15 protein-coding genes are annotated in these 12880 nt (G+C 40.9%); 8 read left to right on the top strand and 7 right to left on the bottom strand.

What is annotated here, in order from left to right; all coding sequences use genetic code 11:
• Nucleotide 1: 1 nt before the first annotated feature.
• Nucleotides 2-1693 (top strand): ABC1 kinase family protein, encoded by a 1692-nt coding sequence (locus VB775_RS00190; RefSeq protein ID WP_281007541.1) that lies wholly within the window; start codon nt 2-4, stop codon nt 1691-1693.
• 81 nt (nt 1694-1774) lie between these two features.
• Here the strand turns inward: VB775_RS00190 and VB775_RS00185 are convergent, their stop codons facing one another.
• A complete protein-coding gene (locus tag VB775_RS00185) occupies nt 1775-1939 on the bottom strand; it encodes a hypothetical protein (protein WP_281007542.1) in 165 nt (54 codons plus the stop codon).
• 84 nt (nt 1940-2023) lie between these two features.
• On the opposite strand from VB775_RS00185, the gene VB775_RS00180 reads away from it, so the two are divergent.
• From VB775_RS00180 to VB775_RS00170, 3 genes are all read left to right on the top strand, one after another.
• Entirely contained in the window at nt 2024-2260 is a 237-nt protein-coding gene (locus VB775_RS00180; RefSeq protein WP_281007543.1) for a type II toxin-antitoxin system Phd/YefM family antitoxin, read from the top strand.
• Nucleotides 2261-2274: 14 nt separating this feature from the next.
• Entirely contained in the window at nt 2275-2616 is a 342-nt protein-coding gene (locus tag VB775_RS00175) for a type II toxin-antitoxin system YoeB family toxin (protein ID WP_281007544.1), read from the top strand.
• Nucleotides 2617-2763: 147 nt separating this feature from the next.
• Nucleotides 2764-3747 carry an Rpn family recombination-promoting nuclease/putative transposase gene (locus tag VB775_RS00170; protein WP_281007545.1) on the top strand — a complete coding sequence of 328 codons (984 nt, stop codon included), beginning with the start codon at nt 2764-2766 and terminating at the stop codon, nt 3745-3747.
• 119 nt (nt 3748-3866) lie between these two features.
• Here the strand turns inward: VB775_RS00170 and VB775_RS00165 are convergent, their stop codons facing one another.
• Nucleotides 3867-4505, bottom strand: a complete 639-nt coding sequence (locus VB775_RS00165; protein WP_281007546.1) for a DUF7003 family protein — start codon at nt 4503-4505, stop codon at nt 3867-3869.
• A 5-nt stretch (nt 4506-4510) separates the two neighbouring features.
• Nucleotides 4511-5626 carry a phosphotransferase enzyme family protein gene (locus VB775_RS00160; protein ID WP_281007547.1) on the bottom strand — a complete coding sequence of 372 codons (1116 nt, stop codon included), beginning with the start codon at nt 5624-5626 and terminating at the stop codon, nt 4511-4513.
• A gap of 182 nt (nt 5627-5808) precedes the next feature.
• Here VB775_RS00160 and VB775_RS00155 point away from each other — a divergent pair, with 182 nt between their 5' ends.
• Entirely contained in the window at nt 5809-7566 is a 1758-nt protein-coding gene (locus tag VB775_RS00155; RefSeq protein ID WP_281007548.1) for a SulP family inorganic anion transporter, read from the top strand.
• A 36-nt stretch (nt 7567-7602) separates the two neighbouring features.
• Here VB775_RS00155 and VB775_RS00150 read toward each other — a convergent pair whose 3' ends face one another.
• The 3 genes from VB775_RS00150 to VB775_RS00140 form a co-directional block, all read right to left on the bottom strand.
• Nucleotides 7603-7809, bottom strand: coding sequence for a hypothetical protein (locus tag VB775_RS00150; protein WP_281007549.1), 207 nt, complete (start codon nt 7807-7809; stop codon nt 7603-7605).
• A 273-nt stretch (nt 7810-8082) separates the two neighbouring features.
• Nucleotides 8083-8880, bottom strand: a complete 798-nt coding sequence (locus VB775_RS00145; RefSeq protein ID WP_281007550.1) for a hypothetical protein — start codon at nt 8878-8880, stop codon at nt 8083-8085.
• Nucleotides 8881-9069: 189 nt separating this feature from the next.
• Complete coding sequence (locus VB775_RS00140) at nt 9070-9729, bottom strand: HEAT repeat domain-containing protein (RefSeq protein ID WP_281007551.1); 660 nt, start codon at nt 9727-9729, stop codon at nt 9070-9072.
• A 61-nt stretch (nt 9730-9790) separates the two neighbouring features.
• Between VB775_RS00140 and VB775_RS00135 the strand changes: the two genes are divergently transcribed.
• Nucleotides 9791-10372, top strand: coding sequence for a phycobilisome protein (locus VB775_RS00135; RefSeq protein ID WP_281007552.1), 582 nt, complete (start codon nt 9791-9793; stop codon nt 10370-10372).
• Nucleotides 10373-10401: 29 nt separating this feature from the next.
• On the opposite strand, the gene VB775_RS00130 is transcribed toward VB775_RS00135, so the two are convergent.
• The gene (locus tag VB775_RS00130) at nt 10402-11133 is read right to left on the bottom strand and encodes a phycocyanobilin:ferredoxin oxidoreductase (protein WP_281007553.1); all 732 of its coding nucleotides are present in this window, start codon (nt 11131-11133) and stop codon (nt 10402-10404) included.
• 152 nt (nt 11134-11285) lie between these two features.
• Between VB775_RS00130 and VB775_RS00125 the strand changes: the two genes are divergently transcribed.
• Both VB775_RS00125 and VB775_RS00120 read left to right on the top strand, forming a co-directional pair.
• Complete coding sequence (locus VB775_RS00125; RefSeq protein ID WP_281007554.1) at nt 11286-11480, top strand: hypothetical protein; 195 nt, start codon at nt 11286-11288, stop codon at nt 11478-11480.
• A gap of 89 nt (nt 11481-11569) precedes the next feature.
• Nucleotides 11570-12577 carry an ABC transporter ATP-binding protein gene (locus VB775_RS00120; protein WP_281007555.1) on the top strand — a complete coding sequence of 336 codons (1008 nt, stop codon included), beginning with the start codon at nt 11570-11572 and terminating at the stop codon, nt 12575-12577.
• The last annotated feature ends 303 nt before the right edge of the window (nt 12578-12880 follow it).

Genomic DNA, 12880 nt, shown 5'->3' with positions numbered 1-12880 from the left:
TATGTCTGCGATCGCCCAATTACCATACAAAAAGCTACGCTGGCAAAGAAGCAAAAGTTCTTCACTAGCCCGTCAACGCGAAGTATTCTTAGCTGCGTTTACATTCCTGTTTTTTATATGGTGGGATAAATTTTGGCAAAACAATACATCACGCACGCGCAGCAAGAGAGCGGAATGGCTGGTTCGCAATATGCTCGAACTAGGGCCAACATTTATCAAAATCGGTCAATCCCTATCTACTCGCGTCGATCTGTTACCACCTGAATACATTAGTACTTTGGCGCAACTTCAGGACAAAGTGCCAGCCTTCAGCGCCAAAGAAGCCAGAGACATTATCGAACTCGAACTCGGAAAATCGCTTTATACAATCTATCGTGACTTTGATGAAATTCCTCTGGCTGCGGCTAGCCTCGGACAAGTACATCGCGCCACCCTCCACACTGGTGAAGAAGTTGTCGTCAAAGTCCAACGCCCAGGGTTAAAAAAACTATTCGATCTTGATTTACTTGCGGTTGGGAAACTTCTCAAAGTATTTCGCCGCTATTTTGCTTGGACACGCAAATACAATCTAGAAGGTATTTATCAAGAATTTTTCACTATTCTTTATCAAGAAATTGACTATGCGATCGAAGGAGGTAATGCCGATCGCTTTCGCAAAAATTTTGAAGGCTATCCGCGCATTGTTATCCCTAAAATTTATTGGGACTATTCCACCTCAGTGGTTTTGACCTTAGAGTATGTCCCTGGCATCAAAATAGATGATCGCCAAGCCTTAGAAGCCTGTGGATTAAATCCCAAAGAAATTAATCAATTAGGAATCTGTTGTTATCTCAAACAGCTTCTTCAAGATGGATTCTTTCATGCTGATCCCCACCCTGGGAACTTAGCTGTTAGTCCTAGTGGAAGTTTGATTTTCTATGACTACGGCATGATGGCGGAAGTCAAAACTATGGCAAAGGATCAAATGGTAAAGACTTTCTTTGCAGTGCTGCGTAAAGATACCAATGAAGTTGTTGACAGCTTATTGAGCATGGGCTTTATCGAACCGATCGCCGATATGAGTCCGATTAAACGCATGTTAAAATTTGTGTTAGATCGCTTCACGGAAAGACCTGTGAATATCTATGAGTTCGAGCAAATTAAAGGAGAAGTGGTAGCTATATTCGAGAAGCAACCTTTCCGTTTGCCTCCTCAAATGACCTATCTCCTCAAGTCCCTTACGACTCTTGACGGGATTGCTAGAATTCTCGATCCAGAATATAACTTTACCACCGCCGCCCAGCCCTTTGTGAAAAGCATTGTGCTTACTAAGGGTCGGGGCAATACGTTAGGAGCATTGGCTCAACAAGCAAAAGATTTTCTGGTTTATCAACTAAATAAGCCCAGTCGCATGGAAATTCTGTTAGAACGTTTGGAAGAGAGAATCGAGCGTGGCGAGTTGATGATTCAGGTCAAGTCTTCCGAAAGCGATCGCACTCTCAAAAGAATCAACATTGCTGTTAAAGCTTTAATCTATGCTTGTTTAACAGGCTTCTTGGCTTTAGTTGGAGCCGTACTATTAGTTGGTACTACTGCTTATTCTGGCTGGGCGATCGCTGCTTTTATAGGTGCTTTTTTCTGCGGATTTTCGCTCGTTCGCGCTCTCGTTCAGCTATCAATCCGTGAAAAAATTGATAATATTGCTGAACAATAAATTACCAATAAGGCGATCGCCTTTAGATTCTTGAGAATGCGATCACCATTTGTAGATTGAGAAATTTGAAATTTGTTAGAATCAATGAGTAGACACGCCCAGAAATATCATGTCTAAACCTCTATCAATTCGGCTCAGTCGCGATCGCTGTTTATGAAATGAGAGTGCGATCAATGATTGTTTTATTAAGAGGCGATCGCTTTTTGATGAGAGTGCGATCGCTTGTTGATTTGGGGTGCTGGTCAACCTTGTAAATCAACAAGCAAAAGAAAATACTATATAATCAACTTAATTAACCTTAATAAAACCCTTATGATTATGGAAACTATAATGATTAAACAAGCGCAGTTGGATCTCCCCAAACTGATTGCTGACATTAATCAAAAGCATCAACCAATTCTCATTAAAGAAACAACAGGTAATGCGGTTTTAATTTCTGAACAAGAATGGAACGAAATCCAAGAGACCCTCTATATTCAATCTATTTCTGGACTTGCCGAGTCAATTCTTCAAGCAGCAGCCACTCCTCTCGAAGACTGTATTAGTGTTGAGAATATTGAATGGTAATGTGGAAAGTAGTTTTGACAAAACAAGCCAATAAAGATGCTAAAAAATTAACTGCCGCAGGATTAAAATCCCAAACGGAAGCATTGCTGGCAATTTTAGCAGAAAATCCTTATCAACCACCTTCTGAGAAATTAAAGGGTGATTTATCTGGTTATTATTCACGAAGAATTACAGCAATTACCGATCAAACGAACCACAAAAAAAATTTGAAAGCGTTGCAAAGCAACGCTTTCAAATTTTTTCTTGGTTTGGGTTTGAGCGCAAAGCGCTGTAATATTCAGCATCGCTTAGTGTATCAAATTATGTCAGACGAAAAAGTTGTTAAAGTTTTACGGATGTGGAGTCATTATGAATAGTTTCTATTTAACTAACTCCAACTTTTAGGCGATCGCTGATTGCTTGATTGAGTGGTGATCGCTTTTTGATGAGAGTGCGATCGCCATTTGCAGAGCGAGAAATTAGAAACCTGTTAGAATCAATGAGTAGACACGCCCAGAAATATCATGTCTAAACCTCTATCAGTTCGGCTCAGTCGCGATCGCTACATCAACTTACTCACCGACTTTGGCTTCAAGCGCCTATTTGGAACTGAGCCAAACAAAAACCTACTAATCGACTTTCTTAACGTCATCTTACCCGCCCAGCATCACGTCAAAGATTTAACATATCGCAATACCGAAAACCTCGGCAATACCCCCATTGATCGTAAAGCAATATTCGATCTTTATTGCGAAAGTGAAACAGGAGAAAAATTTATTGTCGAAATGCAGAAAGCAAAACATAACTATTTTAAAGACCGCAGCATTTATTACTCCACCTTTCCCATTCAAGAACAAGCAGAAAAAGGAGATTGGAACTACAAGCTCACACCAGTCTACGCGATCGGTATTTTAGACTTTATTTTTGATGAAGATAAAAACGATGACACCTTAGTACATATTGTTGAATTAAAAGATCAAGATGGCAAAGTCTTTTATGAGAAACTAAAATTCATATATCTTGAACTACCAAAATTCAAAAAATCAATTGATCAACTAAACGACCATTTTGATAAATGGTTATTCTTGCTAAAACATCTACCCGAATTAGAAGAGCCACCTTTATCATTGCAAGAAAATGTATTCATGCAACTGTTTGAAGCATCCAAAATTGCTAGCTTTTCGCAAGAGGAAAGAGATGCATATGAAAACAGCTTAAAGTACTACCGAGACTTGAAAGGAGTCGTAGATACAGCCAGAGAAGAAGGTATACAAGAAGGCAAGATTCAAGGCATACAAGAAGGTAAGGCTCAGGGCATACAAGAAGGTAAACTATCACTGCTGCTCAAGCAACTAGCTAGAAAACTAGGAATCATCATCCCTGATGAGATTAAAGTTCAGTTATATCAGCTAGATCCTAATGTATTAGATACATTTAGTGAAGCGCTGTTTGATTTAGAAAATTTGGAAGATCTGCACAATTGGCTCAAGAGCATTAACAATCGGTAATCATTGGTTTTTACAATGCTTTGTGTTCAACCCCCAACAAAGAGAAAATCTTGAAGGTATAGCTAGGCAACGCTTTCAAGATTTTCCCTTGTATTCGTTTGATCGGCAATTGCTGTTTTTTACTTAGGGAACCAAAATCTCCAGTCAGTATTGGGCTTTGATGGTGGTTTGTACAAATCAGGATTACCAGTATAGAGAACTTCAGCAATGAGAGGAAAACTCTCAGTCTGACTCGGTGGACAATGCCAATCTGGATGATGCCACTCATCAAGGCGTAAGACCTCAGTCAATCCTTCAGGAATAAACACTCCATATTCTTCATGATTAGCCAGTAATTCTTCACGATAGTTTTCTAATAGCGCGATCGCAATATCAGGCTCATGCTCCGAAAACAGTTCTGGACGAAAAACGATATTTAATTCTGTTAAAGGAATAGATTTATCTCGCACAGTTACGAGATAGTCGTTGAGCAATTCATCGTATTTAATTTGACCTGTGATTACACTATCGAAATGGAAATCATGCTGAACATTACTTTTCTGTGAATTGCAGTTACCCACACATTCAATAATTGTAGTTAGCCCTTCACCAGCAGGACACCAAGTAATTGAGTTGAACATAATCACCCATTGATGCTCATTCCGAAATGCCAAAAGCCTTGACGAAAGATAGTCAACATTTAGATTGCCTAGGCAAGGTATTTTGATCTCATTAAAACTGCGATCGAGAAATTCTAAAATTTGTTGTGGTGATTCCATAGACTTTAACAGATGATTTTCTGAATGACCGATTTTTGAGCTTCAATACTCTCAACTAGACGAAACTGGACGAGCGATCGCCTCAGATTATGTTCAGGATATTTAACGTGAAAATAGATGTTGCCTGCTAAGTAATCGGTAAAAAAACGTAATCCTAACTCAAAGGAGATTACCCGAACCGCATCATAAATATATGCATAATCATACTCGGTGAGAAAAGATCGCGCAGTTGAAAAATATCCCTGCAAAATTCCTTGACAAAGATCCGTATCAAACTGAACATCTTGCCATTGTTCAGTCTCTTCACCCGCAGGATTACAACCCGATCTCAAACAATCTCCGATATCGTAATGCACTAAACCAGATTTCACCGTATCCAAATCGACTACACTCACCGCCTGTTGTGTCTGTCGATCAAACAAAATATTATTCACTTTCGGATCGCCATGCATCGTTCGTAATGGTAATTTCCCAGCCGCTTTTGCATCTTCTAAAATATGCGTTAAGCCCTTGCGATCGCCTACAAATTTCAAACAATAATCAACTTCAGGCGATCGCTGAAAATGCGCCTTTGCAAGAACTTCCTCATACTGGCGAAGATAGCGCGGCGTAATGTGAAAACCTTCCAAAGTATCTGCTAATCTCTCTGGCGCTATATCATTGGTCAAATGATGGAACGTTCCCAAAGCATAGCCAACTTCTCGCGCTTGTTCCATATTTTCCATGACATCAAAGGATTGAGAACCTGCGATAAAACTAAGCGATCGCCAAAATTCACCACTTTCAGTCTGCCAATAGTCTTGCCCTTGCTGCGTTGGTAATATTTTCGGGATATCCCATCGTCGCTCTAGTGGGTGATTTTGCAGGCGATCGCGTACATGATTCGTATAAACCCGCATATTCTGCATGACTAACTTTGGTTCATGAAATACTTTGGTATTGATACGTTGCAAGATAAAGGATTGATCTGCTGCTTCTTGCAAAGAGACTAAAAAAGTATCGTTAATATTGCCACTGCCAAAGGGTTGAATGTCAGTAATTTGTTTTTGAGGAGAGAACTGCTGGGCGATCGCCATAATTTGCGATCTAGCAAATTTATCAATTTGGATATTTTGAGCCATAAGTTTTAGGTAATATCAACAATTCTTTGGCTAAGCATAGTGTCATTTTTTGGGTAATCTGGAAAGTCTATCTAAAAACTTAGGGCTTCGCCGTAAAATAAAGAACCAGATTTTTGATGGCGCGGCGAAGACTCGCCATCAAAAATCTTAGAATTGCGAAATCTTTATATTGAGGTGACTTGTTGACAAAGCCCCCACCGATTATTCCATTTCCCCTTGCTGCACGCCCTCATGGGTTAGCACGATGGATACCAAGTATCGCCGTGTTAAGGAATTATCAACTCCCTTGGCTGATCCAAGATGTGGTGGCAGGAATGGTACTGACCGCTATCCTTATTCCCGCAGGCATGGGCTATGCCGAAGCCGCAGGCTTACCTGCGATCTATGGGCTATATGCCACGATTGTGCCACTAATTGCCTATGCCATGTTTGGCCCTAGTCGGATTTTGGTATTAGGTCCTGACTCCGCCCTAATTCCGCTTATTTCGGCGACAGTATTACCATTGTCCAATGGCGATCCTCTACAGGCGATCGCGATCGCAGGGGTGTTAGCAATTTTTTCGGGAGTCATCTGCATTATTGCAGGGCTAGCAAGATTTGGCTTCATTACCGAATTACTTTCTAAACCAATTCGCTATGGATATCTCAATGGAATTGCTATAACTGTTTTAATTGGACAATTACCGAAGATTTTTGGGTTTTCGGTAAAAGGTAATACGATTTGGGAAGACCTGATTGGATTTGGGCAAGGTGTTCAAGACGGTAAAACCAACACGACTGCACTAGCGATTGGATTATCTTGTTTGTTAGTAATTCTAGTTCTCAAACGAATAGCTCCTAAAATTTCGGGGGTCTTGGTAGCAGTAGTGGCGGCGACAATCATTAGTTCTCTATACAACCTTTCTGAGCGATCGGGCATATCTGTGGTCGGAGTCTTACCACAGGGTTTACCATCATTCCAAGTTCCCAACATTACACCGATCAATTTCAACACTTTGTTTTCTAGTGCTTTAGCGATCTCTTTGGTATCCTATGCCGATCTGAGCGTTTTATCACGAACCTTTGCTATACGCGGTGGTTATAAAGTTGAGCGCAATCAAGAATTAATTGCCTTGGGTATCGCCAATATTGCGGCGGGATTATTTCAGGGCTTTTCTGTGAGTAGTAGTGCTTCGCGTACACCTGTGGCTGAAGCAGCAGGCTCAAAAACGCAGATTACAGGAGTGGTGGGTGCAATTTGTCTTGCCCTACTTTTATGGTTTGCACCGATGTTATTGCAAGATCTGCCTCAAGCTGCTCTCAGCGCTGTGGTTATCTCGGCTGGGCTAGGCATTTTTGAAATTAAAGGAACTTTACGTCTATATCAGTTGCGAAGGTTTGAATTTTTTCTGTCAATTGTTTGTTTTTGCGGTGTTGCAGTACTAGGAGTAATTCAAGGCATTTTTAGTGCTGTCGTTTTGGCTTTGATGGCTTTTGTTTGGAGTGCATGGCGACCACATTATGCCGTACTGGGTCGGATTGATGGCATCAAAGGCTATCACGATGTTTCACGTCATCCAGAAGCTAGACAAATTCCGGGATTAGTGATCTTTCGTTGGGATGCACCGCTCTTTTTTGCCAATGCCGAAACCTTTTGTGAACGGGTGTTGCAAGCGGTGATAGCCGCACCCACGATGACTAAGTGGGTATTAGTAGCCGCAGAACCTGTCACTGATATCGATCTTACGGCTGCGGATGCGATCGCGGAACTTGATAAAACCCTATGCGAAGCACATATAGAATTATGTTTTGCAGAGATGAAAGGTCCTACCAAAGATCGCCTAAAGCGTTATGGACTCTTCACCAAAATTGGCAAAGATGACTTCTTTCCCACTATTGGACAGGCTGTGGACATGTATTTGGAAGTAAATAAAGTCGAATGGCATGATTGGGATGAATAAAAGAGAATGCGGTGCATTGCACCGCATTCTCTTTTATTAGGACTTAATAGCTACCCAATCTCTTTTTAGTAAGGTGACAAAAGTGGCGATACCTTTGGAAAATCCTACAGGGTCTTGCATCGCATATTCGGGGAAATCTTCGTAGTGTCGCCATTGCTCAGTGGCATTGTGGCGTAAATGTAAGACACGTTCACCATCTTCAAGCTTCCAGAGCATTTGACCGCCAGTTGGGATATTAGACATGGTTCTCCTCCTGTTATGTTAACCAGAACACTCAACATTGGTATGAGCTACCAGTTGTTATGGACAATTTTGGCGATCCCAATATTAAATTCTGTAAACATAGCTACTTTTAGTATAGCCATTATTGTCAGATTAGTGTACCAGCGAATGCTTCGAGCTTAGGTATGCCTAGGGAGATAAATACCTGTGTAAATATCGGCTTTGCAAAGTGAAATTTAAACAAGATAGCTTAACCGACCTCAGTTTTGGCTTTGGTACTATACCCTAGAGGGACTACCGTAAGGCATATGCAAGAACTGCCAAGGCTATCCATACAAACCAAGCACTAACGATACATGCAAGTGATGATTCCACAATAATTCGGCTAACTGATTTATCTGTCACGATGGCATCTTCAAGTTGCAATGCTTGATCGTGTATCCAACCCAAAGCCCAAATCTCATCTCCATCGCTAATAACTGACTCTTCCAAGAGTAAGGATCTTCGTATACCAAAAATTCGTGGGTTAATTCCCTTCTCAGCTAAGAGAGTTAATGAGAGTGGGTTAGCAAAATCACCAAAAAGATTCTGACTATCTTGGAAATGAGGATTTTTGAAATCCATCTCCCGTGGGTTAATTTGCACTTTAGCCATTTTGGTTTGTATACTAAGATTCCATTGTCCACGAGATTCTCTGTAGAGTATTCTAGAGTTAGACTTTCCTTTCAATTCTAAAATAGAAAAGTTATAGGCAATACAAGATCTTTTGCTAAGTATACTTCTTAGCACCTTATTTGGATTGGTTGCACAGGCTTTGCCTCTCACAACTACTCTTCCCAAGTGTCTAGGATGATAATTTCGTACAAATACACTTGTCCTCAAACGGTGTATTCCCCAAAGAAATCCTGCTCCTCCAAACAGAGCGATGAAGCTTCCAAGAATCAAGTGAAAAGTTCTGGCTAAAAGGGACATTAGCTTTAACCGATCTGTCTCATACAGTAAGTAAATCATCAGTGGATTATACCAACTCGCAATTATGGGTTCACGATCGCTAAGTAACTCGGCGTAGGGATGGGTGACGCGAAGCGTCACCCATCCCTACCTATTTAGCACTACCTAAAAATGGTTATGCCGTTTTGTATTTTTAAAACTTTTACTGGGTTTAGAGCGCAAATCGCTGTAATTCCCAAAAGTGTTGCAACACTTTCAGGAATTGGAATTAGTGGTGCGGCGATTCGCACCACTAATTATTGGGTGGGAAGGGAGTGTTAGTTTCTGAAGTTAAGGAAGTAAATTTTCCATTGCTGCTCCAACTACTCGATAATCACTATCTTTTCTGAGTGTAGACATGGCTTCCTTGGCTTCAGGAGTATCAAACTGCATTAATGCATAGGCAAGTCTGACCCGAATATATTCCAATTCAGAATCTTTGAGACTTAGGAGTTTTGCTAGGGCTGCTTCAGACTGACGTGTTTTGGATAAAGCTCCTAAACCATCGATGCAAGCTTCTCTTACTGTCGCATCTTCACCTTCTAGACCTAGGCTACAAATTTCTAAGACTTCTTCATGGCATTCCATTTCCACTAAAGCGGCGAGGATACTGCGACGCAATAGCCAGTGATCGTCAGTAATAAAGGCTTGTACTAAATGAGAAGCAGAAATGCGATCGAATAGAGATAGAGAATTTGCTGCTTCTGCTCTGACGTTGGGCGTATTGTCATAGCGCATGATTTGCAAAAGTGCGGCAAAGGATTCCGATGTTTTTTGTCTGCCAAGTTCTCTAGCTACAAAAGTTCGCACTAAAAATTCTGGATCTTTTATCTGTTTGGTTAAGAGGGGAACAGCTATATCTGCCGCATAATCTTTAAGAGCCGAGATCGCTTTCAACCGATATTGAAAATCGGAATTTTGAAGATCGGTTTCGATTTGAGTGAGATCCATAGGGTGAGATGTTTCGGGTAGGATGACAATATAGACAATATATTTATTAAACCTTTTAACGATGTCCCAATTTCAACTGAGTGATAAAGTTCGTGAGCTGATTAAAAAATCTCGAATCGTAAGTTTTGTAAATTGGCAAGGTGCTTACCCTGCTGAGATGATTCAGTGTTTGCAAACAGCCGACGATCAAAGTCGCTATCTTACGGATGCAGATTTACAACAAATTCAAGAGCTTGAGCCTACGATCGCCAAAAATATTCCTGCTGTGCAATTACTCCGCGATCGCGTTAGTGCGATCGTCGATGAAGCCAGAGCCGAGGTTTTACAGGTATTTCCAAATATTACTCAAGAAGGAGGTGGGCTATACCCTCCTGACAGAGCAAATGCTTGCTGGCGCGATTTTTGGCATTTTTTACGATGCATTACCTATGGCATTGCAGGACAGCGTACTGATTACCTGAGCGCTGAGGGGTTGCAATATATGAACTCGTTATATCAGGAGTTACAAGTACCTTTAGATGCGATGGTTATCGGCTTGGAGGGGATTAAAACAGCAAGTTTAAAACTACTGGAACCAGAACAAAAATCTGAATTATCTCCATATTTTGACTGTCTGATCGAGCAGCTAAAACTATTTGTTTAATTTTTTGCCTTGTCAAGTGTGGCAAAAAATTAGGCAACAGAATCAAACAACATCGTAGTCATATAGCGATCTGCCCATTCTGCCCCAAAGGATTTTTCTAATACGCGACGGGTTTTGTCATTTTGTTGTTGTTTTTCGCAGTAATATTGCTGACCTGCGATCGCATTGGCAACTTCAAGCTCAGAGGTCAGAGGTTTAGTCGCACTAGCAATTTGACAATGAATCGTCAAAAAATCACGCACACGCTGTAAAAATGCTTGTTCTTCCAGTTCACCCATGGGGCGCACAAACAAGCAAAATTCCGAAAAAATATCCGCCCAGTCAGGCAAAGCACGGGGCTGCGAAAAGTTGAGATCGGGCAGTACTGACAAAGCTTGACTATATTTTACAGGTAGCGATCGCTCGGCATTTACGGGTGAGAGATCGGCGATCGCCGCACTAACTGCACCTCCACGTCCACCGACAATATCGGCTCCGAAGATGGGCAGATCATATTCAGGATTAGGAAACATCACACAGTGCAAAATATCCAGTCCGTTACCAACTTGAGCTAATTCGAGGTGCAGCTTACGAAATTGGGGCGCTTGATAGCAAAGATTTTCAATCACCAGCTTTTCGCCTTCTAGATGTCCTTCAATATAGCCAAGTCCATCTGGGACGCTATAGGGAGAAAGGGCTAGATTGGTTTGCCATACTTGTTCGATGCAGTCTGCTAACTGACAAATTAAAGGATGTTGGCGATTTCGCAGTGATGCTGGCATAAACTTCGATATACGTTTCTATTTGAGTATAGAACGGCGATTGTCAAAACTCTACATGAATTAAAAAGCTTTGTGAAGCAAAGTTTTTTTTAACTATTTTTGATGGTGCGACGAAGCCGCACCATCAAAAATCTGGTTCTTTACTTATAGAGATGGCAGCAATTCTCATTATAAAAATCGGCTTTAATAATGAGAATTGTCATAGAGATGGCAGTAGTTCTGATTATAAAAATTATTTTTTTGAAAGTCCGCCAACGGCGGACTTTCAAAAAAATAATTTTAGTGTGTCCAGCACCTTAGGCGCTAGACACACTAAAATTGTTTTCATCATGAGAATTGCTGGTTGAAATGGAGACTTTATTGCAGTTTTAAGAACGACACGGTTAAAATAAATATTTAATAGAACGTAATAATTTAGATACATCTAGATACATCCATGCAATCGGCAGTAAGAATTGAAAATCTCAGGAAAACCTATGGCGAGACTGTTGCTGTAAATGGAATCTCTCTAAATGTTACGCAGGGACAAATTTATGGTTTACTTGGTCCAAATGGGGCTGGCAAAACTACAACCATGCGCTGTCTTTGTACGCTGACTACACCTGATTCAGGATTGATCGAAGTGGCTGGGGCAACTGAGGCAAGAGCAATCCGCAATCGTCTTGGCTATGTTGCTCAAGAGGTTGCGCTCGATAAAGTACTGACTGGGCGAGAATTATTGCGTTTTCAAGCGGCGTTGTATCACATTCCTCCAAAACAAATCGGTGATCGCATTGATAGCGTATTAGATTTACTGCAACTAGAGCCTTACGCTGATAAGCTCTCTGGGACATATTCGGGTGGTCTAAAAAAGCGTTTAGACTTGGCTGCGGGTTTACTCCATCAACCATCGGTACTCATTCTTGATGAGCCGACAGTAGGTCTAGATATCCAGAGTAGGATCGCAATTTGGGAGTTTTTACGCAAGCTCCGAGCTTCTGGTGTGACTGTATTGATTAGTAGTCACTACCTTGAAGAAATTGATGCGCTTGCCGATCGCGTGGCAATTATTGATAAGGGGCAAATTATTGCTGAAGGCACAACCAATGACTTAAAGACTAAGGTTGGTGGCGATCGCATCACAGTAAGAATTCGTGAGTTTGCGGAGCGTCGTGAAGCCGAACATGCGAAAAAGATTTTGCAACAATTACCAATTGTGCAGAGCATCACAATTAATTCGGCTCAAGGTAATGCTGTGAACTTATTTGTCACTCCTGACACTAATGCCATCAGCGAAATTCAAAATATTTTGGCGGCAGTTGATATTGAAATATTTAGCCTTTCCCAGTCTCGTCCAAGTCTTGACGATGTATTTCTTGCAGCGACTGGGCAAACCATTCTTGATGCTGAGATTACTCAATCTGAAATATTAACCGCTACTAAAAATAAAAAAAAGGGTAAGTAATCCAAAACAGCAATTTCTCCTTGTGAAATCGATTTTAGGGTTTACAGTGCCTAAGGCACTGTAAACCCTAAAATCGGTTTTTTGAAAGACCGCCATTGGCGGTCTTTCAAAAAACCGATTTTTATAACGAGAAGTGCTGAATCCAAAACTTTGATTATGGAATTTTAGTAAATTTTTGTATGGCAAATATAAGGTAAATCTTAACTATTAATATCTATTTAACACGTAATAACAGTATTTACAGCAATTACTGATCAAATGAACGAAGAAAGATTTTGAAAGCGTTGCAAAGCAACGCTTTCA

Source organism: Pseudanabaena sp. CCNP1317 (assembly GCF_034931345.1).
GTDB classification, from domain to species: Bacteria; Cyanobacteriota; Cyanobacteriia; order Pseudanabaenales; family Pseudanabaenaceae; genus Pseudanabaena; species Pseudanabaena galeata.
Note: the sequence above shows the minus strand (reverse complement) of the source record. Positions and strands in the feature narration are given on the sequence as shown.

What these genes read in the sequence shown, in the direction of transcription:
- VB775_RS00170 (WP_281007545.1), top strand. Translation starts at nt 2,764, where the DNA reads ATGTCTAAACCTCTATCAGTTCGGCTCAGTCGCGATCGCTACATCAAC.
- VB775_RS00135 (WP_281007552.1), top strand. Translation starts at nt 9,791, where the DNA reads ATGTCCCAATTTCAACTGAGTGATAAAGTTCGTGAGCTGATTAAAAAA.
- VB775_RS00180 (WP_281007543.1), top strand. Translation starts at nt 2,024, where the DNA reads ATGATTAAACAAGCGCAGTTGGATCTCCCCAAACTGATTGCTGACATT.
- VB775_RS00125 (WP_281007554.1), top strand. Translation starts at nt 11,286, where the DNA reads ATGGCAGCAATTCTCATTATAAAAATCGGCTTTAATAATGAGAATTGT.
- VB775_RS00190 (WP_281007541.1), top strand. Translation starts at nt 2, where the DNA reads ATGTCTGCGATCGCCCAATTACCATACAAAAAGCTACGCTGGCAAAGA.
- VB775_RS00120 (WP_281007555.1), top strand. Translation starts at nt 11,570, where the DNA reads ATGCAATCGGCAGTAAGAATTGAAAATCTCAGGAAAACCTATGGCGAG.
- VB775_RS00160 (WP_281007547.1), bottom strand. Translation starts at nt 5,626, where the DNA reads ATGGCTCAAAATATCCAAATTGATAAATTTGCTAGATCGCAAATTATG.
- VB775_RS00150 (WP_281007549.1), bottom strand. Translation starts at nt 7,809, where the DNA reads ATGTCTAATATCCCAACTGGCGGTCAAATGCTCTGGAAGCTTGAAGAT.
- VB775_RS00140 (WP_281007551.1), bottom strand. Translation starts at nt 9,729, where the DNA reads ATGGATCTCACTCAAATCGAAACCGATCTTCAAAATTCCGATTTTCAA.
- VB775_RS00165 (WP_281007546.1), bottom strand. Translation starts at nt 4,505, where the DNA reads ATGGAATCACCACAACAAATTTTAGAATTTCTCGATCGCAGTTTTAAT.
- VB775_RS00130 (WP_281007553.1), bottom strand. Translation starts at nt 11,133, where the DNA reads ATGCCAGCATCACTGCGAAATCGCCAACATCCTTTAATTTGTCAGTTA.